Origin of the sequence: Macrococcoides caseolyticum (assembly GCF_002902665.1) — a bacterium.
GTDB classification, from domain to species: domain Bacteria; phylum Bacillota; class Bacilli; order Staphylococcales; family Staphylococcaceae; genus Macrococcoides; species Macrococcoides caseolyticum.
The window spans coordinates 1-25,982 of record NZ_PPRM01000025.1 but is presented as its reverse complement, the minus strand read 5'-3'; the positions used below and the strand labels follow the sequence as shown (position 1 = coordinate 25,982).

Here is a 25,982-nt window from a genome sequence, read left to right as displayed (position 1 = left end):
TTTAATCTTGTTTAAATTGCACAGCTAGTACATTCTTCTACACTTAATAATTTATTTCTTGTGTAGTAAAGCGACTTTAATCCTTTATGATGCGCATAAACATAAAGTCTTGCAAGCTCTCTCGTAGATATGTCACTATTTACAAATAAGATTGTACTAATACCCTGATCTACATGTTCCTGAATCGTTGCAATTAAATCAATCAACTTCATTTGATCCGTATTGAATGCTGATTTGTAGAACCACATCGTCTCAGGTGATAAAAATGGCATCGGATAGAATGTTTCAGCATTACCATATGTTCTACGCTCAATCTGGTCAACAATCGGCATTACAGAACTCGTTGCATTTTGTACATAAGAAATGCTTTGTGTCGGCGCAATCGCTAAACGATACGCATGGAATAGACCATTCTTCATTACTTTATCCTTTAAGTCTGCCCAATCTTCCGGAGATGGCATGTCGATACCCTCAAATAATGCAGTCACTTTGTCAGATTTCGGGCGAAAATCTGTTGCAACGTATTTATCAAAGTACTTACCAGATGCATAATCTGATTTTTCAAAGTCAGCAAACGTTTCGTTACGTTCCATTGCGATTTCCATAGAACGTTGTAAAGAATAGAAGTTCAGCATCATAAAGAACGTCGCAGCAAATTCTTTCGCTTCCTCTGATTCATAACCGATTTGGTTTTTAGCTAAATAGCCATGCAGGTTCATGACCCCTAAACCAACCGAATGTAACTCACGGTTCGCTTTCGCGACACCTGGTGCATTTTTAATATCCGCTTCATCGCTTACAGTTGTAAGTGCATCCATACCAGTATGTACTGAATCTTTAAATTTCTTAGATTCCATTACATTCACAATATTCAATGATCCTAAGTTACATGAAATATCTCGTTTGATTTCATCTTCAGTGCCATAATCATTAATAATAGATGTTTCTTGTAACTGGAAGATCTCTGTACATAAATTGCTCATCTTAATCTGACCGATATTCGAATTTGCATGCACTTTGTTCGCATTATCCTTAAACATTAAGTATGGATAACCCGACTGAAGTTGCGTTTGAGCAATCAAGTTTAACATTTCACGCGCATCTTTAGATTTCTTCATAATATTTGGGTTTGCTACAAGTTCGTCATACATTTCATCAATGTTTAGATCGTCTAGCGTTAAACCATATTCACGCTCAACTGTATGTGGTGCAAACATAAAGAAATCTTTGCCCTCTTTCGCTAAATCAAAGAATTTACTTGGTACGATAAGTCCAGTAGAAATCGTCGATAAACGTAAGTCCTCATCAGCATTTACTTTTTTCGTATCTAAGAACTCAAGCACATCATAATGGAAGATGTTTAAGTATACAGCACCTGCACCTGGACGTTGTCCTAGCTGGTCTGCATAACTAAATCCACCTTCGAGCGCTTTAGCTACAGGTAACACACCTTTAGCCACACCTTTAATGCCTTTGATCGCTTCTCCTCTTGCACGTAACTTTGACAAGTTGATTGCAACACCGCCACCAATTTTAGATAATTGTTTCGCAGTTGAGTCGATATAGTTGATGGAATTTAAACTATCATCTACTTCTAGCAAGAAACAAGATACAAGCTCACCGCGTCTTGCACGACCAGCATTTAAAAATGTAGGTGTCGCTGGTTGATAACGTTGCTCAATCATCGCAGAGATTAATTGTTTCGCCTTATTTACATCACCTTTAGCTAAATATAGGCTTACGATGATAACATGCTCTTTATAATCTTCTAGATATTGCTGTTTATCATTTGTTTTCAATGCGTAATCTTTAAAGAATTTACTTGCTGACATATAACTGGCAAAGTTGAATTCAATGTCATGTGCATACTTGATAATATCATTCAAATCTGTTTCGTTATACTCATTAAATAAATCATAATAAAAATCTTGTTCAACGAGGTACTTAAGACGTGCAATCGGTGTGTCAAATGTTATCGTTTTATCTTTTATTTCTTCTAAGTAAACTTTAAGTGCTTCTTGATCTTTATCAATATCAAAGAAGCCATCTTCTCGACGTTTCGTAACCTGGTTATTAAGTTCAATATGATTGTACTGTTTCTCTTGTATGATATTCACTGATTTCTTCCACCTTTATATTAAATTCTTTCACATCATTATCATTACCGTGTAGTTCAAACTTCATTAATAATGGTACATGATACGTACTACTTATCAAGTCTCCTGCACGTGCATAATTCTGACCCCAGTTTCTGTTACCACTGGCTGCTACAGCTAATAAATTTGCACTGTGACGGTCCAGAAACTGTCTAACTGGATCCGGTATCTCGCCAAACCCTATTGTTCCTGTTACAATGATATACGGTTCATTTATACCTTCCGCCTGATCCAGAGTTAATGTATTTGTATACTTTGTTTTCTGTATAAAACGTTTCACATTTCCAGTGAGCGAATAATAGACGATGAGCATAATATCACTCCTCTCATTTAAAAAGCAGTTGCGAACAATAATATTAGAATCACATGTATAACTACCCAAAAAATTATGTATTATGTGCTTGACTTTTAGCAATTCGCAAGTATTGTGTTCGTATCAATACCGAACACAATATATAGTGGTATATTTCTAGACAACCACAAGATATACGAATAATTATAGCATTTATAAAGGGGTTTTCAACGTTTAAACCTTGTAATTTTTTTTATTTTTAGGGTTGACTTTTGAAGAAAACGAGCAACCCTTTGCTATTACTCACTTTGATAAACGTAAGAAATTTTGTACTTGAATTATTGAAAATATATTCATATTACTGACAGAGGAGGACACATATGAATGATAAAATAAAAGGAATTTTATGGTTAGTTGCCGCTTCCGTTGGCTTCAGTTTGATGGGTGCCTTCGTAAAGCTCTCTGGAGACTTACCTGTCATACAAAAATCACTATTTCGTAATATTATCGGGATGATTCTTCCGCTCTATTTCGTATATAAATATAAAGCGCCTCTTTTTGGTCGTAGAGAGAACCAGTTAACGCTTATTTTAAGAAGTACCTTTGGGATGATTGGCGTACTTCTTAACTATTATGCAATCGATCGCATGGTGTTAAGTGATGCAGATATGCTGAATAAGCTCAGTCCATTCTTCACTATTTTATTCTGTGCATGGTTTTTACAGGAATATATTAAAAAGTATCAATTCATCAGTATGATAATTGCATTTATCGGTGCTCTATTTATCATTAAACCGAATTTCAGTTCAGATATGTATATTGCCATAATAGGTGTCCTTGGTGCAATGTTTGCAGGGCTTGCCTATACTACATTACGTGTACTTGGTTCAAAAGAGAAGTTCTATACGACTGTCTTTTACTTTTCTTTCGTATCGACATTTGTGCTTATCCCACTCACATTGCTGACATATCAGCCCATGACAAATGCGCAGATCATCTACCTGATCTTATCCGGTGTATTTGCTACGCTTGGGCAATTCGGATTAACAATCGCATATAGCTATGCACCAGCGAAAGATATTTCGATATTCTTTTATACGACTGTATTATTCAGCGCAATTATAGGATTTATATTATTTAATGAAACACCAGACTTACTTAGTTATCTCGGATATATTATAATATTCTTTGCGAGTTACTATATGTTCGTCAAAGCAAAAGTAAAACAGATTCAATAGGAGGCTATTATGTCAGGAAGACAAAAGGAAGAATTACAGGATATTACGTTACTTGGTAATCAGAACAATAAATATTTATATGAATATGACAAGACAATACTAGAGTCATTTGATAACAAACATCAAGGTCGTGACTATTTTGTTAAGTTTAACTGCCCGGAGTTCACAAGCTTATGTCCGATTACAGGACAACCCGATTTCGCTGCAATTTATATCAGCTATATTCCGAATATCAAGATGGTTGAATCAAAGTCATTAAAACTATACTTATTCAGTTTCAGAAACCACGGAGATTTTCATGAAGACTGTATGAATATTATTATGAATGATTTAATTGAACTTATAGATCCACACTATATTGAAGTATGGGGTAAGTTCACACCGCGTGGTGGTATTTCAATTGATCCATATACGAACTACGGACGTCCAGGAACAAAATATGAAGAAATGGCATCTTATCGTCTGATGAATCATGATTTATACCCTGAAACGATTACAAATAGATAGCACAGTATAACGAAGCTGAGAGAGTTCAAAATCTCTGCTTCGTTATTTTTATTATTTATATTCTTTTTATAATTATTTCAAAATTCGAATTGTCTAAATATTCTTTTAGGTGTACAATATTATCTTGTTATAGTATTTAAATTTGAAGGGGGAAATTAAATGTCTCAACATACAAGGGAAGAAATTGTAAATAGTATGCCGAGAACTGGATTCTTTGGACATCCTAAGGGCCTGTTTACACTTATGATAACTGAGTTCTGGGAACGTTTCAGTTATTATGGAATGAAAGCAATATTAGTTTATTACTTATATTATTCTGTTAAAGATGGCGGGTTCGGATTACCCGATGCACTTGCATTACAAATCGTATCCATATATGGCGCGATGATCTATATGAGTGGCGTTGTAGGCGCATGGCTTGCTGACCGAATTATCGGAACACGAAAAGCCATATTATACGGTGCGATTCTCATCATGATCGGTCATATATTACTATCTCTACCGAATAACTTCACCTTATTACTTGTAGCACTATTGTTTATCATTTTAGGTACAGGATTGCTTAAACCAAATATTTCTTCAAACGTCGGAGAAATTTATGAGAAGAACGATCCGAAAGTAGATGCAGCATTCACGCTATTTGTAATGTCTATTAATTTAGGGGCATTTATTTCACCATTAATTGTCGGCTGGTTACAGAAAAATGCCGGATTCCATTACGGATTTGCGGTTGCAGCTGTCGGGATGTTCTTTGGACTAATTATTTATGTGCTACGTGCTAAACCTACTTTAGGACTATCAGGATTGGATATCCCAAACCCGATAACACCTGAAGATAAAAAGAAAACAATTACATATGTAACAGTAATTGTTATTGCCTTTGTAATTTATTTCTTATTTGCACAACTTACTGGCAACTTAAACTTACAAACGTTTATGTCACTCGTAACAGCATTAGGTATTGGTCTGCCAGCTGTTTACTTTATTATGATGTTCGTATCGAAAAAGACGACATCCGAAGAGAAATCACGTGTAGCAGCATATATTCCGCTATTCTTAGCATCTGTTGTATTCTGGTCGATTCAGGAGCAAGGTTCAACAATCCTTGCTGCATTTGCCGATAAAAATACACAGCTAGATTTAGCTAAAGTGACAAATGGTGCCATTAACTTTGTAATTCCACCAGCCTGGTTCCAGTCACTAAACCCATTATTTATAGTGACACTTGCACCACTATTTGCGTGGTTATGGGTAAAACTCGGACGATTTAATCCACCAACAGTAGTGAAGTTCAGTATCGCATTATTTTTAGCAGGTTTCAGTTATGTCGTAATGGTTTATCCATTAACACATAACGGCGACACTTTAATGAATCCAGCCTGGTTAGTATTAAGCTACTTGCTAGTAACAATGGCTGAGCTTTGCTTATCACCTACTGGCTTATCAGTAACAACAAAACTTGCGCCTAGCGCATTTACATCTCAGATGATGAGTATATGGTTCTTAGCAAATACAGTTGCGCAGTTGTTTAATGGTCAAGTACTCGTTAAATATTACGATACTGTTAATAACGCAACTTACTTCGGTAACATCGGAATGGTTACAATCGGATTAGGAATCGTACTCCTTATTGTAAGTCCTTTTATGAAACGCTTCATGAAAGGAATCCACTAGTAATTTTATAAATTTAAACACCCTTAAAGTATACTGAATGCTTTGAGGGTGTTTTTGATTTGCAAAATATCGTGAAATTATTATATGAAGATTACATATTATGATTAATATATTATATTAGAAATTAGAACATAACACTTTAACTCTTCAAATAAAACTAGTTTATCAACTTTTCGAAAATTTCGTCTTTTAAAAAAGTTATTGAATGATATTAACGTCGATTGTAAAATTATATTCTGAAATAACAATAATTTTCAGAATATTTTTATTACGGAAGGTGAAATTATGGAAACAACGAGATACTCCCGTGAAGAAATGGTAGAAAGTGTACCACAGACTGGTTTCTTCGGACATCCTAGAGGATTAGGTATTCTATTCTTCGTAGAGTTTTGGGAACGCTTCAGTTATTATGGGATGCGCGCAATCTTAATTTATTACATGTATGATACTGTTGCTAACGGCGGACTTGGTATGGATAAGACAACTGCGGCAAGTATTGGGTCGATGTATGGATCATTGATCTTTATGACCGGAATTTTAGGTGGCTGGATCGCCGACAGATTGCTTGGTTCCCGAAAAGCTCTGCTCTACGGGGCAACATTAATTATGCTTGGACATATTGCAATGAGCTTACCGTTTGGGGTGCCCACATTTCTAGCATCTATGTTTTTAATTATTGTAGGATCCGGATTGATGAAACCCAATATTTCTAATGTCGTCGGCGGACTGTATCATAAAAATGATAGCCGTATGGATGGCGGTTTTGTGATTTTTTATATGTCTGTTAATATGGGGGCCTTTCTTTCCCCATTAATTGTTGGTGCACTTCAAAAACAATATAACTATCATATCGGATTTCTAGCAGCAGCCCTCGGTATGGCACTTGCATTAATCGTATACGTCATCTTCAATCGTAAATCGCTCGGTTTAGTTGGGAATGAACCTACAAACCTATTACAAGGGGAAGAGAAGAAGCGTTACTCTAGAAACATTGTTATCGTAGCAATTGCACTTATTAGTATTATTGTAGTTACTTTAATGATGGGAATCCTTACATTTAATACATTCTCATTCGTCGTAACGATTCTCGGCATTGTACTTCCTATCGTCTACTGGTTCACTATGTATCGAAGCGAGGATGTGACAACAACTGAACGTTCAAGATTACTTGCATATATTCCTTTGTTCTTAGCGAGTGTAATGTTCTGGGTCATTCAGGAGCAAGGCGCAAATACTCTGGCATTATTTGCAGCTGAGAGAACCCAGCTGAACTTGAAACCTTTATTTGGTATTGATTATACGTTGCCGGCTGCATACTTCCAATCATTAAATCCATTATTTATCGTAATATTGGCACCTGTCATTTCTACATTATGGATTAAATTAGGTAAGCGTAATCCAACGACACCATTTAAATTTACTTTAGGGATTCTATTTGCAGGATTGAGTTTCTTAGTGATGATTCTTCCATTAACACAAAACGAGACACATCTTATCAATCCATTATGGCTAGTACTATCTTTCTTACTATGTGTTATCGGGGAATTATGTTTATCACCGACAGGTTCTTCCGTATCTGTTAAATTGGCACCTGTCGCATTTAATTCACAGATGCTAAGCTTATGGTTCTTATCGAATGCTACAGCTCAGGGATTAAATGCACAGTTCGTAAAACTTATAGAACCACTTGGTTATACGAAATACTTTATTTTTATTGGTACCATTGCCATGATACTATTTGTCATCATACTATTAATGAATAGATGGATTTCAAAGAAAATGGATGGTATTCACTAGACACAGCGCCTATGCGCTGTGTTTTTAATTTGGGCAAATGAGGTATATAATATAACATAACAAATAACAATAAGAAGGTGTCAATGTGCATAAATTTGATAACGGCATATTATTTTATCACGATAAAGCAGGACAAGGTGATGTACACGAAATCGTCGGAGAGGTTACAAAGCATCTATCACAGATGATTACCCATCTAACAATCTACAGAAGTTTAGAACAAGGTGAAATCTATGAACTACTTACACGGTCTTCACAACCATATGATATATTCCTTATTCTTGGTGGAGATGGTACTGTACATGAACTGATTAATGGTATGATTGATGGTGGCTACCATAAACTAATAGGAATCCTCCCAGGTGGCACATTTAATGACTTCACAAAAACGTTAAATCTAAACCCGGATCCTGTACGTGCTGCTACTCAGCTACTCGAGTCAGAAATTACATATTATGATGTGCTAAAGACTAATGAACGCTATGCACTTAACTTTGCAGGAATGGGGCTTATGGTTGATAACTCTGAAGGGGTCAATCCACAAGTCAAGAGTAAAATTGGCAAGTTCAGCTACTTCCTCTCTATGATTAAAAATGTTTCTAACCCTACTTTCTTCGATTATGAAATTGAAGTTGATGGCAATAAATCATACGGCACCTCTTCTATGATCGTTATCGCAAACGGTCAGTTTGTCGGCGGAAATCGCATACCACTATCTGAACTTTCACCAAGTGATGGCACTCTCAATGTATTCATCTTTAAAGACAGCGGCCTTAAAATATTTACAGACATGATTGGCGAGAAATCAGAAGTCAACTGGAATGAAATCAGTCAGAATATTGAACATATCTCTGGAGAACATGTTTATCTGAAAACAAAGGAAGAATTGTCAGTAGATGTAGACGGAGAAATCGATCTTGTAACCCCACTTGACGTAAGAATTGTTCCAAATAAACTCAAGATCTTAACTGCCCCGGTGAATAAGTTATTTTGATAGATACTATCATTACAACGACAACACCCAAACCATATAGATATGGTTTGGGTGTTGTCGTTGTATATAAAGCTTAGTATCTATTTATCCAAGAAATAACGTTCAACATCATTCCATGAGCTTACTCGGTCAAATTCAGAAATACTTTGGTTATGTACAGCATCGAAGATAATACCTTTACCTTTAAATGCACGCAGCTGTCTCGGATTATCATCTATCAGATAATCTGTTCTAACAATGCCTTTATTACCGCAGAAGATAAAATGCTGTGGATCTAAAAATGGAAAATGTTCTCTCAGCCATTCATATTTTGCATCGAATGATGTCGGTACATCCATCGCAGCTGTAGCAATATAAACATCATAATGATGGGTGAGTCGCTCTACGACGCGTATTGCATCAGGAAATACTTCTAAATCTCTAAAGAAACCTCGATCTAGTAATAGCTTGTCTAACTTATCCACGTGTTCCGGGTACTCTGTGCGAAGTTTCCTTTCGTACAAATCTTCTTTCGTTAATGACATACCTGCACTTTCATTAAACTGAAAGATAACTTTCTTCAATGTATCTGCAAGTACTTCATCCATATCAATTGCAATTGACTGTCTCATCATAATCATCCTTTATCCTATATTACTATTATTATAAGCAATATAGATTGCTAATTGTAGTAATTTGATTAACTGAAGAATGAATTGAGTACTTTATGAACTTTTTCATTATCGTCACGCGTTCCAATTGATATTCTTACCCCGTTAGGCATCGGTCTAGCAATTACTCCACCCTTAATCAATGCTTCGAATAACGCTTCAGGCTGATTCGTCTTAACAAATATAAAGTTTGTTACGCTATCTATAAGGTGTTCTTTGTAATCCGCTTCAAAGAATTTATTGCGCTCTTTGTCATTATGAGCAACATAATCCTTTAAATATTGCTGGTCTTTTAATGCAGCAATTGCTCCGACTAGCGAAAGTGCTGTCACGTTAAACGGCAGCTTTACTTTATTGAATACATCAATATAAGCTTTAGATGTTATGGCATAGCCTACACGTAGTCCTGCTAATCCATAGGCTTTAGAGAATGTTCTGAGCACAATCAGATTCGGGAAGCGTTTAAGTAACGCTACGCCATCTGGATAATCCTCACGCAGAACAAATTCAAAATATGCTTCATCCAGTACGACCATTACATCTTCATGTACACTTTCTAAAAATCCAGTTAATTCTGTTTCAGTAACATAAGTACCTGTTGGATTATTTGGGTTACAGATCCAGATGATACTTGTCTCATCATTCATCTTATCTTTAAAACTTTCCAGGTCAAACTTCCCTTCTTTCAACGGTACAGTGACCACTTCATTATCTTCAATCAGTGCATGTGTCGTATACTGAATAAAAGTACCTTCACTTGTCAATATATGCCCTTTAGGATTCAGACGTGCACGCGAAATCATCATTATAATTTCATCTAGTCCAGCTCCTACAAGAATTTGTTCACTATCTACCTGGTAGAATTCTAAGAGCGATGCCTTCAGCTGTATGGCTTCTGGATCAGGATAATAGTTGAGCGCATCTTGTGAACGAATGGCTTCATACACTTGTGGTGATGGACCAATCGGATTTTCATTCGATGCCAGTCGACTGAATTCTCCTTCAACATTAAACTTGCGTTTTAATGCTTCCTCTGATAATCCCGCCTTGTAGACGCCTAGACTTTCTAGTTGTGGTTTCATATTAGACCCTCCAGTTCGTTTTATATTATGATAGAGAAAATAAAAAAAGATAGCAAATTTTTGCTATCTTTTTAACAAATTAATTTATTTTATAATCTTCTCTTTTATTAAGTATGCCTTTGCGACACTTTCTGGTGTCTTATTGTTATATGCAACGTCATAGTTCATCTTTTGCATCTCTTCATCTGTAATCTTATCCGAAAGCGCATTTAATGCATCGACAACTTCTGGATATTTCTCGATTGTACTCTGTTTCAATAAAGGTGCACCCTGATACGGTGGGAATAAATGTTTGTCATCCTTTAGCACGACCATATCATATTTCTTAAGTTCAGCATCAGTTGAATAGGCATCCATCAGATCTATCTTATTCTGATCAATTGCCTGATAACGAATCTTCGGTTCCATCGTCTTCACGTTGTTAAACTTGATATTATATTTCTTCTGGATTCCTTTATATCCGTCATTTCTATCATTAAATTCTAAGGTAAACCCTACCCTAACATCATCTTTTACCTTTTCAAGGTCAGATATCGTCTTTAAGTTATGTTCTTCAGCATAACTTTTCTTTACTGCTAGTGCATATGTGTTGTTGTATTTCATGGGTTGTAGTAAAGCCATATTATATTTTTTCTTCAGACTTTCATTCGCTTGTTGATAAACTTCACTTTCTATTGTAGCTTTAGGATCTTCTTTAACGATTTCTCCAAGCACCGTTCCTGTAAACTCCAGGTAACCATCAATGTTATCTGATTTCAAAGCATTGAATAAAAATGTCGTCTTACCCATACCTGGTGACACTTCAACTGAGACATCTGTCTTCTCTTCAATGACGTATTTGTACATATTTGTAATAATTTCTGGTTCTGTTCCAAGTTTACCTGCAAATTTCAGTTTCTCTTCTTTACCAAACAATAGGGGTCCCACCGCTACAAGCAAGAATATAAGCAGCATCGTACCGAGAACATAGGTAAGCTTTCTATAGCTGAGCTGCTCCATGCGTTTTAATAGAAAATCAAATAGTAACGCAAGGAGTGCTGCGGGAATTGCTCCTAACAGAAGAATACTTGTATTATTACGGTCTATACCAAGAAGAATCAAATCTCCTAAACCACCCGCACCTATAAATGCCGCCAGTGTCGCAGTACCGATAATCAGGACCATCGCTGTTCTGATACCAGCCATAATAACCGGCATCGCTAAAGGAATTTCAACCTTTGTCAGCTGACGGAATGTATTCATACCGATTCCGCTCGCTGCCTCTTTCAGTGAAGGATCTACTTCTTTGATACCTGTATATGTATTGCGCAGAATCGGCAGTAAAGCATAAATGACGAGTGCTATAATTGCCGGTACTCGACCAATACCGAATAATGGAATCATCAACCCGAGCAATGCAAGAGATGGAATTGTCTGCAATACCGCTGTCACATTAATAATGGGCTCAGCAACCTTCGTATGACGCGTTAAATAGATTCCAATGGGTATTGCGATTAAGGTAGCTATTAATAACGCAATAAATGAAATCTGAATATGTTCGAACAAAGCCTGCAATAATTCATACCTACGTTCATTAAACGTCTGCCATAGCGTGTTCATTACATCGCCTCCTTACTCAGTTGACGTAATACGTCATTGCGTGATATAACACCGATTCTTCTTGTATCTTCCATTACAGCAATATATTCATGCTCAGTGAGTAAGGCATAAACATCATTCAATGTAGTATCTGGTGTTACTTGTGCTGAAGTAGCCGCCTCGATTGGCCTCATTATATTTCTAGCATATTGCTTGACCTGCACAGCATTACCCATAAATGTCTTAACAAATTCATTATTCGGGGCATTAATGAATGATTCAGGTGTTCCTATCTGTTCTATCTTTCCATTATTCATCAGGCAGATTCTATCACCAAGCTTCAAAGCTTCAGATATATCATGTGTAACAAAGATTATCGTCTTCTTAATTTCTGATTGCAGATGAATCAGGTCATCTTGCAGCTTTTCGCGTGAGATAGGATCCAGCGCACTAAATGGTTCATCCATCAATATTACTGGAGGATCCGCCATTAAAGCACGCACAACACCGACACGTTGTTTCTGACCACCGGATAATTCGTCAGGATAACGATGTAAATACGCTTCGCTTTCAAGTCCTACCATATTCAATAAATGCACCGCATCTTTATCGATGCGTTCTTGTGACCATTTCTTCATAAAAGGCACTTGACTAATATTCTCTTTAATTGTCATATGAGGGAATAGTGCAATTTGTTGCAGTACATAGCCGATATCCCAGCGCATCTCATCAAGTTTGTAGTCACTGATAGGTCGATCTTTAAAGTAAATGTAACCTTCTGACAATGGAATCAATCTGTTAATCATCTTTAAGGTCGTTGTCTTTCCGCTACCTGAAGGTCCGATGATAACAAAAAATTCTCCTTCTTCAATTTCAAAATTGATATCATCCACAACCTTATTTTCACCATAACGTTTTGATACATGTTTAAATTTTATCATGTTGCACCTCTTATAGAATTTAATGTAATACATATAACCTAAACGCCAGAGGTTAAACAACTAATTAGCTTACATAATCTTGAATCACTTCAATAAACTTAGGACAATAATGCTTTAGTTTATAGGACCCAACCCCTTCGATTAGTATCATATCTTCTTTAGATATAGGTTTTTTATCAGCAAAAAGCTCGAGTGTATGATCAGAAAATATCGTAAACGGTGGTACATCCAGCCGCTCACTTAACTCTTTACGTGCTGTCTTAAGTGCCCTTAGTAACGTATCATCTACAGCGTCTATCGTTGTAATCTTGACTTTCTCATTGTATTGATTTGGTTTATAATATGTCATCACCTGTTTCTCATTAAATAAGATAGCTTTTGCTGAATCATCACAATATAGATGGTGATCATGAATTCTTATATAGCCATTAAAGATTAACGTATCGATAAATGATTGAACAGCGCTTGCTTCATAGTTTTTTAATAAACCATAAGTAGAGAGCTTGTGCAGTGATTCGTTGTGAATCTGATTATCACTTTCTCCGTGCAGTACTTTAGAAAGCAGAAGTTTGGTTACAGGAATCTTTATACGGATGAGACAACTTAATATTTGTTTCGCTTCTGTTGTCATATTATAATTCTCATCCTGTCTCAGACAGCTGGAGCACTGACCACAATTTTTCAGTGGCTCATTAGGATTAAAGTAATTAATGATGGTTGACTGCAGGCAGCGCTTCGTCTTCGTATATTGAATCATTTTACTCAGTTTGTCTTTCTTTAATTCCTGTACTGCCTCCGGTGCTGTCTCAATAAAGAAATACTGCAGCTTAATATCCGCTTCTGAATACATTAAAATACACTCACTCTTCAATCCATCACGGCCTGCACGACCGGCCTCCTGATAATAGCTCTCTAAGTCCTGCGGCATATTATAATGAATGACATATCTGACATTGGATTTATCAATCCCCATTCCAAATGCATTCGTTGCAATCATTACCGGAATATCATCTCGAACGAAGGCACTTTGATTACGTTCTTTTTCTTCCTTTTTAAGTCCGGCATGATAAAGTGTATGACGAATCTGATTCACTTCAAACACTTCACTTAACAACTCTACTTGCTTTCTTGTGCTGGCGTAGATAATTCCTGATGCATCACTATGACTCTTTATATAGTCAATTACCATCTTTTGTTTTTGATACGTTGGGTCTACGATGAACTTCAAGTTTTCTCTTTTTGTACTTGTTTCGACAACATGTTCTAGTTGAATATGCAGTAAGCTGCATATATCCTCCTTAACATCTACGGTAGCCGTCGCTGTTAATGCCATAAGCGTAAAATGATGAGGTAACGTCATCACCTTTTGTACGACGTCACGGTAGCTTGGTCTAAAGTCATGTCCCCATTTTGATATGCAGTGTGCCTCATCGAAGGCAACAAGTCGAATATCCAGGGAGTATAACAGCTGCTGAAAAGAATGATTATCAAATCGTTCAGGCGCAACATACAGAAATTGACACTCACCTGAAATTAATTGCGCTTCAACTGCACGCACTTCTTGTTTCGTTAATGAAGAATTGATATAGCTAGCTTTAATACCACTCGCATTGAGTGCATCCACCTGGTCTTTCATCAATGAGATGAGCGGGCTTATGACGAGCGTCAATCCTCCTTTGTAGATACCTGGAACTTGATAGCATATAGATTTCCCGCCACCTGTCGGAAGAATGCCCAGTGTCGGAATATTATTTATCGCATAATCTATTAATTGTTGCTGCCCAGGCCTAAAGCTGGAATAACCAAAATATTCTTGTAATATGTGTTTCATAACCTACTCCATTCGCGCAGAAAGTTCATCCCATTCTTCAAAGTATGTTTCATATAGTATTTCTTTCTCCTGACGTTCAGTCGTCAATTGATTGAGTTTATCATAATTCGTCGTTTCTTGTGCAATTGCACTATCGATATCTGCAATGTCCTGTTCTAACGATTCAATCGCATCTGTCAAAAATTCAAAGCGGCGTTTGTCTTTATAGGATACACGTTTTGTTCCCTTTTCTTGATTTTTATGTTTCTCACTTTTCTCTGGTATCTGTATGGTAATACTTTTCTCTATCTGTGATTTGAAGTCCAGGTAATCTTCAAAATCCCCTAGTATTTTATGAACTGTATTTTCATGTATATACCAGTAGGAAGTCACTGCTTTATTCAGAAAATATCTGTCATGGCTGACCGTGATGACAGCGCCTCTAAATGACTCAAGATACTGTTCTAAGACGGTCAGTGTCTCTGTATCGAGATCATTTGTCGGTTCATCCAGCAATAATACGTTAGGTCCTTGAATCAATATACTTAGTAAATAGAGGCGCTTACGTTCTCCACCACTCAGTTTACTAATATAAGTACCGTGAACAGCGGACGGAAATAAGAAGCGTTCCAGTAATTGCGTAACGGAAATCTTTTCACCTGTAGCAGTGAAACCTATTTCAGCTTTCTCTCTTAAAAAGTCGATCATACGCATATCTTTTTCCAGTTCCATCTCTACTTGTCGGTAATATCCGACTCTCACTGTCTGGCCTACTTTAATCGTCCCCGTTTCCGGTGTAAGTTCTCCAGAAAGCAGATTCAATAGCGTGGACTTTCCAGTGCCGTTCTGACCAACAATACCGATACGATCTGTCGTCTGTACAATATCACTGAAGCTTTCAAATAGTACTTTATCATCAAAGTGCATACCAACAGATTCTAGTTCAAATACTTGCTTACCAAGACGCTTATTTTGAAGATTGATCTCTATCGTTTCCGATTTCTTCTGCGCTTTCACTTTATTCTCTATATCACTGAAACGGTCAATTCTCGCCTGCTGTTTCGTTGTTCTTGCTTTCGCACCTTTACGCATCCAGGCGAGTTCTTGTTTATACAATTGCCTTTCCTTCTGTTCCTGATTGGCAAGGATAAGTTCATCTTCAGCTTTTTGAACGATGTAATCTTCGTAGTTGCCACGATACTGATAGAGCTTACCATTTCTTAATTCAACAATACGGTTCGTAATCTCATTCAGGAAGTAACGGTCATGTGTCACAACAAGAACAGCTTTGTTATAGTTTTTTATGAACTGAATGAGCCAGTATATAGATTCAAAATCAAGGTGGTTGGTCGGTTCGTCAAGTAACAGCAAGTCTGGTGCCTTAAGTAAAGATTTTGCAAGTGCAACACGCTTCTTCTGGCCACCGCTAAGTGTAGTAACCGGTGCCTCAAGATTCAATATTCCGAGTTTCGTAAGAATTGCTTCTGCAGAGCTGCGATATGTAAATCCATCCATCTGTTCAATCTGTGTCTGAACTTCACTAAGTTCATGTGCTAATGTGTCATTATAATCTGATTCCATCTGTTTTAATATGTGATTATATTTCTTAAACAACTGCATCACTGGATGCGCACGGTCCAGCACATTATCGGTAATTGAAAGTGATTCATCTAGTACAGGCGATTGCGCTGCATACTCGATTGTAAACCCATTAGGATGCGTCACTGTTCCATTATGTTCCTCTATTTCAGCAATACATTTTAACAGTGCACTTTTGCCTGTTCCATTGATACCGACAAGTGCAATCTTATCGCCGGTTGAAATGCTTAAGCTAAGGTTTTTGAATACCGTTTTTACACCGTACTGCTTTGTCAAATTTTCTATTTTATATGCTTCCATAATATAAACTCCCACTTATTTTCTTTATTTCATATATGAAACAATATCTCATTAAATATGTTTATGATATAGTTATGTATTATAAATATCAATATAATATTATACAGTTTTTTTATAAGGAGGTACATATGTTCGAATGGTTTAGTGAGTTATCACCAATGATACAGGCTGGAATAGCCGGAATCTTTACGTGGCTGATGACAGGACTTGGTGCGTCTATCGTATTTTTCTTCAAGACTGTAAATAATAAGGTGCTGAATACGATGCAAGGCTTCGCTGCGGGCGTTATGATAGCGGCATCCTTCTGGTCACTGTTATCACCAGCAATCAGCTTTAGCGAAGACAATGGTGTAATCCCATGGTTACCAGCTGCGATTGGATTTTTGTTAGGCGGTCTATTTATCCGCCTTCTCGATGTCGTTATTCCACATATCCATCCAAATGCCTCTAGTCCTGGACACGTTAATGAAGGGCCGTCAACAAATCTTAAGAAATCCACATTGCTTTTCTTAGCGATTACGATGCATAATATTCCTGAAGGATTAGCGTTAGGTGTCGCATTTGGTGGTGTTGTAAGCGGAAATAGCGCTGCACTATTGGGTGCAATCGGACTTGCAATCGGTATCGGTATTCAAAATATACCTGAAGGTTCAGCATTATCTTTACCCATACACGGGGATGGTAAGTCTAAGAGGAAAGCATTCAATCTCGGACACGGTTCAGCAATCGTCGAACCCATATTTGCTGTTATCGGAGCAGGTGCTGTTTTACTTGTAACGCCCATCTTACCGTATGCACTTGCATTTGCAGCTGGCGCAATGATATTCGTGGTCGTAGAGGAACTGATACCAGAATCTCAATCTGGAGACAATACAGACTTAGCAACAATGGGACTCATGGTTGGATTTACAATCATGATGATATTAGACGTCGCACTGGGCTAAGGTTGGAAAAAATGCGGACTGACCCGCAGCAAAATAAAAACCAGTCAATACAGAAAACCATTTAGGTTTTCTGTATTGACTGGTTTTTTTATTATTGAGATACGTCCCCATTATCATAATGGTATTTTGAAGCGTTAATTTTCTCAAACTCTGGATTGTTATAGAATCTTAATAAGTCACCATTGATAAGCGCATCAGACATTTCTAATTCTTTTTCAGCTTGTCTTTTTATTGTCTCCGCTGCAGCCTTTTCTGTTTTATCTGTTAGCGGCTGGTTTGTTTTATTACTATAAAAGATACCATTAATCGATTTATAATCCGGTGTTATGAAATCACCATTTCTAAATGTTACAGTATCCTTGTGCTGTTTAGAGAATAAATCCGTTCCAAACATCACATAAGGTTTTGCATCAATTCCAAGTAGATGTAATAAAGTAGGTGCTACGTCGACCTGAGCTGCATACGTATGATCCACCTTACCTTCAACACCTGGTACTTTAAGGAATAGACCTGTACGTTGTAGGTCCATAAATTTTGTTGGCGTAATTTCTTCACCTAATAATTTTGCCATCGCTTTATTATGGTTTTCAGATATACCATAATGATCGCCGTAGATTAATATTACAGAATCATCATAGAGTCCTTCTTTTTTCAGATCTTCTATAAACTGCTGAACTGCTTCATCTAGATATCTTGCAGTTTGTACATAACCGTCGACAGTAGGGTTACCAGTTTCAGGTGAATCTATAGTTGCTTCATTTTTATCAATCGTAAATGGATAGTGATTAGTTAATGTGATCAAATGCGTGTAGAACGGTTGTTTCTCGTTCTTTAAATATGGTACTGACTCTTTGAAGAACTCTTTGTCTTTAAGTCCTAGGTTCTCTAAGTTTTTCTCGCTCATATCATAATACGTCGCATCATAGAATTTATCGATACCGAAGTGTTTATACACCTGATCTCTGTTCCAGAATGTTTTATAATCACCATGCATAACAGAAGTTGAATAACCTTGCTGCTGATTCATGATTGCAGGTAACGACTGATACGTATTATCACCTTTCAGTGAATAAGCTGAACCTTGCTGTAAGCCATAAATTGAGTTATCCATTGTTAACTCTGAATCGCTTGTCTTACCTTGGCCAGTCTGATGGAAGAAATTATCATAATAAATAAAATCTTTATTTCCTGAAGCAAGTGAATTTAAGAATGGTGTTACTTCCTCGCCGTTCACTTTATAGTTAATCAGGAATGTCTGGAAGCTTTCAAGATGAATCTTAATCACATTCTTCTCTTTAGCAATACCAAATGTAGCACCATTCGGCGCAGCATATTTCGTTTTTGTATATGACTGCACTTGCGCTAAGTCATCCGAGCTCGCATGTGCTTTTTGCTGGTTGTTCTGAATCGTCTGGATACCATCATATACGGTAAAGTTATACGGCCCAAGATATTTGACTAAATATTTATGGTCAAACGTTCTTGTTAATAATTCCGGACGATCAGTTTCCGCAAAGGCAAGGTTCAGAAAAAATAAAGATACTGAAACACCCATCACAACTGGGATATACTTCTTCTTGAATGAACGCGTAGAAAAGTACTGCTTTTTCATCAATAATAAATATAAGAATACAAAAATATCCAGGAAATAAATAAAGTCATACCATTTAAATGAACTCCACAACGCTCCTGACATGGATTCTACGTTGCTCACCTGGTTTAAAGTACTAAAAGTAATAAAATCTGAGAAAAATCTGAAGTAAACGACATTAGAATAAAGAAGGAATGTTAACAGAAATCCTCCGATATAAATGAACCAATAAGCTTTTCTACCTTTAAAGAATAAAAACACACTTAAAATTAGTGCAACCAAGCTATAGGGATTCATCAGTAATATTAAGTTCTGGATTAATCCTTTAACACCTAATGATAAATCAATATAATAGGCAAAATATGTCTTTATCGAAACCGTGATAACAGTTAACAGGAAAAACATAAAAACTGTAATCCTTTTATCTTTCATCTTCATACCTCCATTTATTCAGACTATCTATATACTCCAGACAATATTTTTATTTAATGATGTTTATAATACTTACAATGAATTATTCTTTGTAACAGTCTTGTAATATTTGTCGTACAATATATTAATTTATACTTATTCGCAACAATTTTCAAGTATTATCACTTAAAAATGATAACAAATGTGTAATTTGTTTCTCCAGAATATTTATTTACTCAACTCAATGTTGTGCTGGAAAGCAATTTGGTGCATAACCGTTTTAATCCAGTTTTCATAGCTTTCTTTTTGACGCGCCATCTCTTCTTGATCTACCCATTTAAATAACAGCTTCGAACCAGGTTTCTTTTGGGAAAGCTTAGCGAGATGGTAATCTGCGATATAAGCGAACTGAACATAATCATCATCTTGGACAATGTGCTTCAAAGATATCGCGATGTCATGCTGATGCGTAATTTGAAGTGTACCGCAACGCTCAACAGAAACATTATTATTTGAAATCAACTTCACTTTATGTCCTTCCAGTATAAACCCCGTCCTATCAAAGCGCTGCGTCACTGTATAAGTATCTTGTGTCAGCTGTTTTCTTGATAAAGTATCGAGCGCTGCTGTACTTATAATATGAAATACATCTGAATAATAAAGTCGCGCAAGCGAATAGGCATCAATTCCCCAAGTCGCACATCTTTGGTCTTCTAGGTTATCAAACATTTTTTTGTGGAGTTCGTTATAATCACGTTCAAGCTCGATTCGTGTTCCCGCCTTTAAGACAATATTACCGCTCAGATTATTTACAAAGTGCATCCCACCTGCAACAGCCATATATATACGTGTCCCTTTTTTGGGCTGGCGGAACTTCAGCACGTCACCTTTTTCCATTAAATGCACTTTAAAAGGTGTAATCTCACGCTCGTCTGTATAAGCATAAAATTCTGCGCCGGTTAAAGCAATCAGCGTACGTTCTTCAAAGCGTATCACTGGTGCAGTGAAGGTCATCTCTAACGTTTCTTTCGTTATAGCATTACCAAGTAATGCATTTCCTAATATATGTGCCAGACTATCACAGGGTCCAGACAATGAAGTTGCTGCATAAGCTATATCCTCAATGTGCTGCAGACTTGTAAATACGCCTGTCGTTTCGAATACAATTGACATGTGATTGCTCCTTTATAATTATTATAAGTTCAGTTGCATAACCATACATCAGCCCAAAGACCTAAAAAAACTACCGATTACTATGATCGGTAGAATAAATTTGAAAAATCAATCAGTACATTCTGAAAGCAAAACGTTATTACCGCAACAACTAATAATGCGCCGAACATTGTTATATAAAGATAAATATAAGCGTGTTTTATATTTTGAGCTTTGAACTCGTCGATAATTACCCTGTTCATTATGTAGACGCCAAGCGATAAACCTGTCAGCAACATCAGTATGATGATTATATCAAAAAACATTCTATCACCTAATCTCTCAATAATTTATACTATATTGTAACTTAAATTTTTTATTTGCGCATCAATTACAAAATGATTTTCACTTCAGACCATTCTCTTAAACTATTAATCATGTATACAGTGAGTCGACCAGATGCATACAATTCTATAAATTCTTCAATCGTGATATCCTGTTCTGAAACCTTGCCTTCATCCAGTAACTGCTGTTTCATACAACCTTCAAGAATATACCGCTGCGCACTTGGCGTGTAATAGTTATCATTAATTTTATAGACTAAATTTCCTATGTTAAATTCCAGGAGATATGTATCATAATATAGTGCAAGATCCTGCTCTGGCTGTGTATAGTGATTACGAATAGAAGTCTTATGCTGATAGAAGCGTTCGTCACCTTGCACAGATGGGAGGAGCTCCGCAGTAAATACTTTCTTATCTGGTAACGGTTCTGTCGTAGCATTTAAATTTCCATTTATACTAAGTGTAACTCTATACTTTCCACCTTTAGGCATGTTATCACGAATAAACGCGCTGACATTATCTTGATCCACATTAATATTAAATGCTGTAATACCACGCCATAATCGTTCCAGATGGTACTTTTCTCTTTGGATAATTCCATCATTAACACGCATCGTTTCAATTAATTCGAAGTGAGGCTGCACGACTTGTGTCTTTGCGATAATTTCTTCATATTCCGCTTGTGGATCTGAGTCGATTGTAATCCCACCGCCTGCACTATATACTGCTTCACCGTGGTGTAAGGAAATTGTACGAATCGGTATATTAAATATCATATAATCATCCGGCTTGATGAAACCAATCGTCCCGCAATATATCCCTCTTGGTGACTCCAGTTCATTAATGATTTTCATCGTCGAAATTTTAGGTGCACCAGTAATAGAACCACACGGGAAAAGCGCACGCATAATTTCATATAATGAATGGTTGTTATTCATTGCAGTAATCGTCGAAGTCATCTGGAATACTGTTTGATATCGTTCCACTTCAAACAGTTGATCGACTTTCACACTGCCTTTTTTCGCGATACGACTTAAATCATTACGCAATAAATCGACGATCATCACATTCTCTGCCTTATCTTTCCTTGAGTTTTTGAGCTGTTCGTAGTTTTTAGCATCTTCTGCTTCGTTACTGCCACGCTCAAGCGTACCTTTCATCGGTCTCGTTAACAGTTGATTATTCAGTACATCATACTGGAAGAAGAGTTCCGGTGAAATGCTGATGATATAATCGTCTCCATCTTCTAAATACGCCGTATAGTTTCCGTTTTGTGCACTTAAATATTGATAGAGGGCGTATGGATCTTCTGTTAACGTTGCTTTAAGTCGCGTCGTGTAATTAACTTGATATGTGACACCTTGTTTAATGTACTCCTGAACGGTTTCTACAGCTTTCATGATTTCTTCAGCAGATTGTTCAAAAGTAAACTGTGTTTTTAATGGTTCTGCATTTACATATTCAAATGCATCATAATCTTCAAAGTAATAAAACAATGCAAGCGGCTCATCAATATGATGGACTTTCATAAGTGGGTTAAACAGTTTCGCCGCTTCATACTTAATCGCAGTGACAACATATAATCCACTCTCTTCTGCTTCAGTTAAAGCATTCAGCATACCATCCTCTGTATATACTCTGTCTACTTTTACAGGATTCGTAAAGGTATATCGAACAGGTATCGTCTTCCCATCCCGATAAAGTTGAAAGTTAATGATCGCGCGCATAAAATTCACGTCCTAACGTTAAGAAATTGTTGAGCATCGTATAGCCGGAAGTTGTGAGTACAGATTCTGGATGAAACTGAATACCGTATAATGGCCATGATTCATGTGCTACACTCATCACAATATTATCCGTTATACCGGTAACGATTAACGGCCTTTGAATCTTGTCCATCGTTCCTAAAGAGTGATATCTTGCAACTTGTGCTGGCGCTTCTACACCTTGATATAAGTCTGTACCTTTATGTTCTACATGGCTGACATGCCCGTGCACTGGTGACAGCTTCTTAACTTCATGATTAAAGTGCTGTACGATCACCTGAAAACCAAGACATATACCAAGAACAGGAATACGTCCTCCGAATGTATCGATAACTTTATGTGCCATAATTGCTTCTGCAGGATGTCCTGGTCCAGGTGATAATATAATAAACTCCGGAGATACACCCTCTATGTATTCAATGGTCACAACTTTAGAACGTACGACGTGAACAGTTTCATCCATTGCCTCTAAATAATGAACGATATTATATGTAAACGAATCATCGTGGTCTATCATTAAAATCATAAACTTCACTCATTTCTAAAAACGTTTTCTTGAAGTAACAGATATTATTATACACGCTTTTCTGTTATAATGAGTAGCGAATTCAATATAAGAGGTTCCTAGCGCACACCCTCTATAAAAAACTAGAACGACACCGCTAGGATTGGTGTCTTTTTTAATGGAGTGAATATAATGAAACAACTGAATTCTAACAAAGCACTGGTCGTCTTTAGTGGCGGTCAGGACAGCACAACGTGCATGTTCTACGCGATGCATCATTATGACGAGGTAGAACTTGTAACCTTTAACTACGGACAACGTCATGCTCTTGAAATCGATATCGCAAAACAAATTGCAGAAGAACAGAATTTAAAACATCATGTCCTTGATATGTCTTTACTGTCACAGTTATCACCGAATGCATTGACGCACCACGACTTAACAATCGAAGAGGATGATATTCCAAATACATTCGTTCCTGCGCGTAACTTGCTGTTTATGAGCTTTGCGGCGGCACTTGCGTATCAGATTAATGCGAAGCATATCATTACTGGCGTATGCGAAACTGACTTCTCAGGGTACCCTGACTGCCGTGATAACTTTATTAAGTCGCTGAATGTCACGATTAACTTATCGATGGATCTAAACTTTGAAATTCATACACCATTAATGTGGCTTGATAAGAAAGAAACTTGGGCGCTTGCAGATACGTTAGGACAACTGGACTATGTTCGTAACAAAACATTAACATGCTATAACGGAATCCCTGCAGACGGCTGCGGAGAGTGTCCAAGCTGTAAACTGAGAAATAAAGGTCTTAACCAATACTTGCAAGAAAAAGAAAGCGGTGACTTATAATGATGCAGCAACTATATCCTCAAGTGAATCATAATTATGCATTTGAACTGAACAAAGATATTAACTTCTCTGCCGCACACTTTATTCCGAATGAGAAGGCAGGTGTATGCAGCCGTGTTCACGGACACACATACTTTGCGAATGTAACAATTGGTGGAAATGAACTAGATGAAATGGGATTTCTCGTTAATTTCAGAGATATAAAATCTATCATCAATGATACGTTTGACCATCGTTTAATGAATGATTTAGAAGCATTTCAAGGCACACCACCATCAACAGAAAGCGTTGCGAAGCTCATATTCGAAAAAATTGAAGCACATTTAGATACACTTTCACATGGACCAAAAGTGCTGCAAGTCTATTTACGTGAAACACCAACAAGCTACGTATTATATAGAGGTAAACGATAATGAAGATACCTGTACTAGAAATATTCGGTCCAACGATTCAAGGTGAAGGTGCAGTTATCGGGCGCAAGACGATGTTTGTCAGAACAGCAGGCTGTGACTTCAGCTGCGCTTGGTGTGACTCGAAGTTTACATGGGATGGTACGATGAAAGATGAAATTGAAATGTTATTACCCGAAACAATCTATGAACGTCTTCAGTCTATTGCACCTAATCAGTTTAATCATGTCACGATATCGGGTGGTAATCCTGCGCTGATAAAAAATTTAGCTGGATTTGTATCGTTATTACACGATAAAGGTATTGAAGTGGCGCTCGAAACACAAGGTACGAAATTCCAGAGCTGGATGACTGAAATCGATCAGTTGACGATTAGCCCGAAACCGCCAAGTTCAACGATGACACACGATTTAGACCAGCTGGACGCTGTGATTCGTGAGCTGGATTCAGATAAAGTAACATTAAAAGTGGTTATCTTTAATGATGAAGATTATCATTTCAGCAAAATGATCCATAAACGCTACCCACATATTAAAATGTATTTACAGGTTGGTAATCCCTATCTTGATGATACTGTAGAAGACCATACTTCAAGACTACTTTCACATTATGAAACATTAATCGATAAAGTAATGCCGGACAGTGAAATGAATGATGTGTATATAACGCCACAACTGCACACATTGCTCTGGAGTAACAAAAAAGGTGTATAATAATCATTGTGTTTCATTTTATGTAAACGTTATAATTGAAACACGATTGAAATTTAAGGAGACACTTTATGAGTTACTTGCTGATAGGAAATTTATTAATGACGCTCTTCGTATTTCTGTTCTTTAACTTTAAAGAACAGAACATGACATATATTCATTTGAATATATCTACGATGATCGTAGTGTTAACGAACTATCCATTACTTGGACATGCAAACTTTATTTCTAAAACATTCGTACTTTTTATCGGTTCGATAAGTGTCATGCATCTATACTTACGCTATTATCATTCCGATAACTATAACATCTATATTCACTATAAATGGCTGCACTTATTATTAGCTTTACTCTTTAATATATCAATACCATTTATTATTATACATAGTGACGAATCTGTTTATTTATCAAGTCCATATTTGAGCGTTTCATTTTTTATCATCGGTCTTATTATGTATCAGTTATCAGAAGTAAACGGTACAGTAAAGTGGTTTCAGTTTGAATATTTAAATATATACAAATATATTAACCATCCGAAACGTATCGGAGAATATTTATTCGCAATCAGTTTTATGCTACTTGTACTCTTTCTGCCAAAAGGTTATCTATATATTATCCCTACTATATTTTACATTATCTATTTAAAATCAAGCTCATTGTTTAAAAATCAATA

23 protein-coding genes are annotated in these 25,982 nt (G+C 36.7%); 10 read left to right on the top strand and 13 right to left on the bottom strand.

What is annotated here, in order from left to right:
* Positions 1-11: 11 nt before the first annotated feature.
* Both nrdE and nrdI read right to left on the bottom strand, forming a co-directional pair.
* On the bottom strand, positions 12-2,117 hold the full coding sequence (gene nrdE / locus CD152_RS04655; protein WP_086038244.1) for a class 1b ribonucleoside-diphosphate reductase subunit alpha: 2,106 nt from the start codon (positions 2,115-2,117) through the stop codon (positions 12-14).
* Positions 2,080-2,469 carry a class Ib ribonucleoside-diphosphate reductase assembly flavoprotein NrdI gene (nrdI, locus tag CD152_RS04650; RefSeq protein ID WP_012656390.1) on the bottom strand — a complete coding sequence of 130 codons (390 nt, stop codon included), beginning with the start codon at positions 2,467-2,469 and terminating at the stop codon, positions 2,080-2,082. Before nrdI ends, nrdE begins: the two co-directional genes overlap by 38 nt.
* Positions 2,470-2,828: 359 nt before the next feature.
* Here nrdI and CD152_RS04645 point away from each other — a divergent pair, with 359 nt between their 5' ends.
* From CD152_RS04645 to CD152_RS04625, 5 genes are all read left to right on the top strand, one after another.
* Positions 2,829-3,686 (top strand): DMT family transporter, encoded by an 858-nt coding sequence (locus CD152_RS04645; RefSeq protein WP_086038243.1) that lies wholly within the window; start codon positions 2,829-2,831, stop codon positions 3,684-3,686.
* Positions 3,687-3,692: 6 nt separating this feature from the next.
* On the top strand, positions 3,693-4,193 hold the full coding sequence (queF, locus tag CD152_RS04640; protein ID WP_103214455.1) for a preQ(1) synthase: 501 nt from the start codon (positions 3,693-3,695) through the stop codon (positions 4,191-4,193).
* Between the two features lie 159 nt (positions 4,194-4,352).
* The gene (locus CD152_RS04635) at positions 4,353-5,867 is read left to right on the top strand and encodes a peptide MFS transporter (RefSeq protein ID WP_086038241.1); all 1,515 of its coding nucleotides are present in this window, start codon (positions 4,353-4,355) and stop codon (positions 5,865-5,867) included.
* Positions 5,868-6,152: 285 nt separating this feature from the next.
* On the top strand, positions 6,153-7,664 hold the full coding sequence (locus CD152_RS04630) for a peptide MFS transporter (protein WP_086038240.1): 1,512 nt from the start codon (positions 6,153-6,155) through the stop codon (positions 7,662-7,664).
* 85 nt (positions 7,665-7,749) lie between these two features.
* Complete coding sequence (locus tag CD152_RS04625) at positions 7,750-8,658, top strand: diacylglycerol/lipid kinase family protein (protein ID WP_086038238.1); 909 nt, start codon at positions 7,750-7,752, stop codon at positions 8,656-8,658.
* 80 nt (positions 8,659-8,738) lie between these two features.
* Here the strand turns inward: CD152_RS04625 and CD152_RS04620 are convergent, their stop codons facing one another.
* The 6 genes from CD152_RS04620 to CD152_RS04595 form a co-directional block, all read right to left on the bottom strand.
* Positions 8,739-9,272 (bottom strand): 5' nucleotidase, NT5C type, encoded by a 534-nt coding sequence (locus CD152_RS04620; RefSeq protein WP_086039362.1) that lies wholly within the window; start codon positions 9,270-9,272, stop codon positions 8,739-8,741.
* A 65-nt stretch (positions 9,273-9,337) separates the two neighbouring features.
* The gene (gene hisC, locus CD152_RS04615) at positions 9,338-10,390 is read right to left on the bottom strand and encodes a histidinol-phosphate transaminase (RefSeq protein ID WP_086038236.1); all 1,053 of its coding nucleotides are present in this window, start codon (positions 10,388-10,390) and stop codon (positions 9,338-9,340) included.
* Positions 10,391-10,474: 84 nt separating this feature from the next.
* Entirely contained in the window at positions 10,475-11,989 is a 1,515-nt protein-coding gene (locus tag CD152_RS04610; RefSeq protein WP_086038235.1) for an ABC transporter permease/substrate-binding protein, read from the bottom strand.
* Positions 11,989-12,909: an ABC transporter ATP-binding protein gene (locus CD152_RS04605; protein ID WP_086038233.1), complete on the bottom strand. Its 921-nt coding sequence runs from the start codon at positions 12,907-12,909 to the stop codon at positions 11,989-11,991. The genes CD152_RS04610 and CD152_RS04605 overlap by 1 nt, the downstream gene beginning before the upstream one ends.
* Positions 12,910-12,973: 64 nt before the next feature.
* Positions 12,974-14,740 (bottom strand): DNA helicase RecQ, encoded by a 1,767-nt coding sequence (gene recQ / locus CD152_RS04600; RefSeq protein WP_101140395.1) that lies wholly within the window; start codon positions 14,738-14,740, stop codon positions 12,974-12,976.
* Positions 14,741-14,743: 3 nt separating this feature from the next.
* Complete coding sequence (locus tag CD152_RS04595) at positions 14,744-16,618, bottom strand: ABC-F family ATP-binding cassette domain-containing protein (protein WP_101039867.1); 1,875 nt, start codon at positions 16,616-16,618, stop codon at positions 14,744-14,746.
* A gap of 128 nt (positions 16,619-16,746) precedes the next feature.
* Between CD152_RS04595 and CD152_RS04590 the strand changes: the two genes are divergently transcribed.
* The gene (locus CD152_RS04590) at positions 16,747-17,562 is read left to right on the top strand and encodes a ZIP family metal transporter (protein WP_086038228.1); all 816 of its coding nucleotides are present in this window, start codon (positions 16,747-16,749) and stop codon (positions 17,560-17,562) included.
* A 91-nt stretch (positions 17,563-17,653) separates the two neighbouring features.
* Here the strand turns inward: CD152_RS04590 and ltaS are convergent, their stop codons facing one another.
* From ltaS to CD152_RS04565, 5 genes are all read right to left on the bottom strand, one after another.
* On the bottom strand, positions 17,654-19,591 hold the full coding sequence (gene ltaS / locus CD152_RS04585) for a polyglycerol-phosphate lipoteichoic acid synthase LtaS (RefSeq protein WP_086038226.1): 1,938 nt from the start codon (positions 19,589-19,591) through the stop codon (positions 17,654-17,656).
* A 201-nt stretch (positions 19,592-19,792) separates the two neighbouring features.
* Positions 19,793-20,737, bottom strand: a complete 945-nt coding sequence (locus CD152_RS04580) for a 5-oxoprolinase subunit C family protein (protein WP_101140397.1) — start codon at positions 20,735-20,737, stop codon at positions 19,793-19,795.
* 80 nt (positions 20,738-20,817) lie between these two features.
* Positions 20,818-21,042, bottom strand: coding sequence for a hypothetical protein (locus CD152_RS04575; protein ID WP_101039865.1), 225 nt, complete (start codon positions 21,040-21,042; stop codon positions 20,818-20,820).
* Positions 21,043-21,107: 65 nt separating this feature from the next.
* Complete coding sequence (gene pabB, locus CD152_RS04570) at positions 21,108-22,787, bottom strand: aminodeoxychorismate synthase component I (RefSeq protein ID WP_101140398.1); 1,680 nt, start codon at positions 22,785-22,787, stop codon at positions 21,108-21,110.
* On the bottom strand, positions 22,771-23,352 hold the full coding sequence (locus tag CD152_RS04565; protein WP_086038222.1) for an anthranilate synthase component II: 582 nt from the start codon (positions 23,350-23,352) through the stop codon (positions 22,771-22,773). Before CD152_RS04565 ends, pabB begins: the two co-directional genes overlap by 17 nt.
* Before the next feature lie 171 nt (positions 23,353-23,523).
* Between CD152_RS04565 and queC the strand changes: the two genes are divergently transcribed.
* From queC to CD152_RS04545, 4 genes are all read left to right on the top strand, one after another.
* Complete coding sequence (gene queC / locus CD152_RS04560) at positions 23,524-24,189, top strand: 7-cyano-7-deazaguanine synthase QueC (RefSeq protein WP_086038221.1); 666 nt, start codon at positions 23,524-23,526, stop codon at positions 24,187-24,189.
* Entirely contained in the window at positions 24,189-24,602 is a 414-nt protein-coding gene (queD, locus tag CD152_RS04555; protein WP_086038220.1) for a 6-carboxytetrahydropterin synthase QueD, read from the top strand. Before queC ends, queD begins: the two co-directional genes overlap by 1 nt.
* Complete coding sequence (queE, locus tag CD152_RS04550; protein WP_165980801.1) at positions 24,599-25,312, top strand: 7-carboxy-7-deazaguanine synthase QueE; 714 nt, start codon at positions 24,599-24,601, stop codon at positions 25,310-25,312. Before queD ends, queE begins: the two co-directional genes overlap by 4 nt.
* A 68-nt stretch (positions 25,313-25,380) precedes the next feature.
* Positions 25,381-25,982 (top strand): hypothetical protein (locus tag CD152_RS04545; RefSeq protein ID WP_086038216.1); only part of this gene is annotated, 602 nt, incomplete at its 3' end.

Bases quoted from the DNA above. Each gene is read 5' to 3' on its own strand.
- CD152_RS04620 (WP_086039362.1), bottom strand. From the start codon at position 9,272: ATGATGAGACAGTCAATTGCAATTGATATGGATGAAGTACTTGCAGAT.
- nrdI (WP_012656390.1), bottom strand. From the start codon at position 2,469: ATGCTCATCGTCTATTATTCGCTCACTGGAAATGTGAAACGTTTTATA.
- ltaS (WP_086038226.1), bottom strand. From the start codon at position 19,591: ATGAAGATGAAAGATAAAAGGATTACAGTTTTTATGTTTTTCCTGTTA.
- queD (WP_086038220.1), top strand. From the start codon at position 24,189: ATGATGCAGCAACTATATCCTCAAGTGAATCATAATTATGCATTTGAA.
- CD152_RS04575 (WP_101039865.1), bottom strand. From the start codon at position 21,042: ATGTTTTTTGATATAATCATCATACTGATGTTGCTGACAGGTTTATCG.
- CD152_RS04635 (WP_086038241.1), top strand. From the start codon at position 4,353: ATGTCTCAACATACAAGGGAAGAAATTGTAAATAGTATGCCGAGAACT.
- CD152_RS04610 (WP_086038235.1), bottom strand. From the start codon at position 11,989: ATGAACACGCTATGGCAGACGTTTAATGAACGTAGGTATGAATTATTG.
- recQ (WP_101140395.1), bottom strand. From the start codon at position 14,740: ATGAAACACATATTACAAGAATATTTTGGTTATTCCAGCTTTAGGCCT.
- CD152_RS04565 (WP_086038222.1), bottom strand. From the start codon at position 23,352: ATGATTTTAATGATAGACCACGATGATTCGTTTACATATAATATCGTT.
- CD152_RS04645 (WP_086038243.1), top strand. From the start codon at position 2,829: ATGAATGATAAAATAAAAGGAATTTTATGGTTAGTTGCCGCTTCCGTT.
- CD152_RS04595 (WP_101039867.1), bottom strand. From the start codon at position 16,618: ATGGAAGCATATAAAATAGAAAATTTGACAAAGCAGTACGGTGTAAAA.
- CD152_RS04590 (WP_086038228.1), top strand. From the start codon at position 16,747: ATGTTCGAATGGTTTAGTGAGTTATCACCAATGATACAGGCTGGAATA.
- pabB (WP_101140398.1), bottom strand. From the start codon at position 22,787: ATGCGCGCGATCATTAACTTTCAACTTTATCGGGATGGGAAGACGATA.
- CD152_RS04605 (WP_086038233.1), bottom strand. From the start codon at position 12,909: ATGATAAAATTTAAACATGTATCAAAACGTTATGGTGAAAATAAGGTT.
- CD152_RS04630 (WP_086038240.1), top strand. From the start codon at position 6,153: ATGGAAACAACGAGATACTCCCGTGAAGAAATGGTAGAAAGTGTACCA.
- queC (WP_086038221.1), top strand. From the start codon at position 23,524: ATGAAACAACTGAATTCTAACAAAGCACTGGTCGTCTTTAGTGGCGGT.
- hisC (WP_086038236.1), bottom strand. From the start codon at position 10,390: ATGAAACCACAACTAGAAAGTCTAGGCGTCTACAAGGCGGGATTATCA.
- CD152_RS04580 (WP_101140397.1), bottom strand. From the start codon at position 20,737: ATGTCAATTGTATTCGAAACGACAGGCGTATTTACAAGTCTGCAGCAC.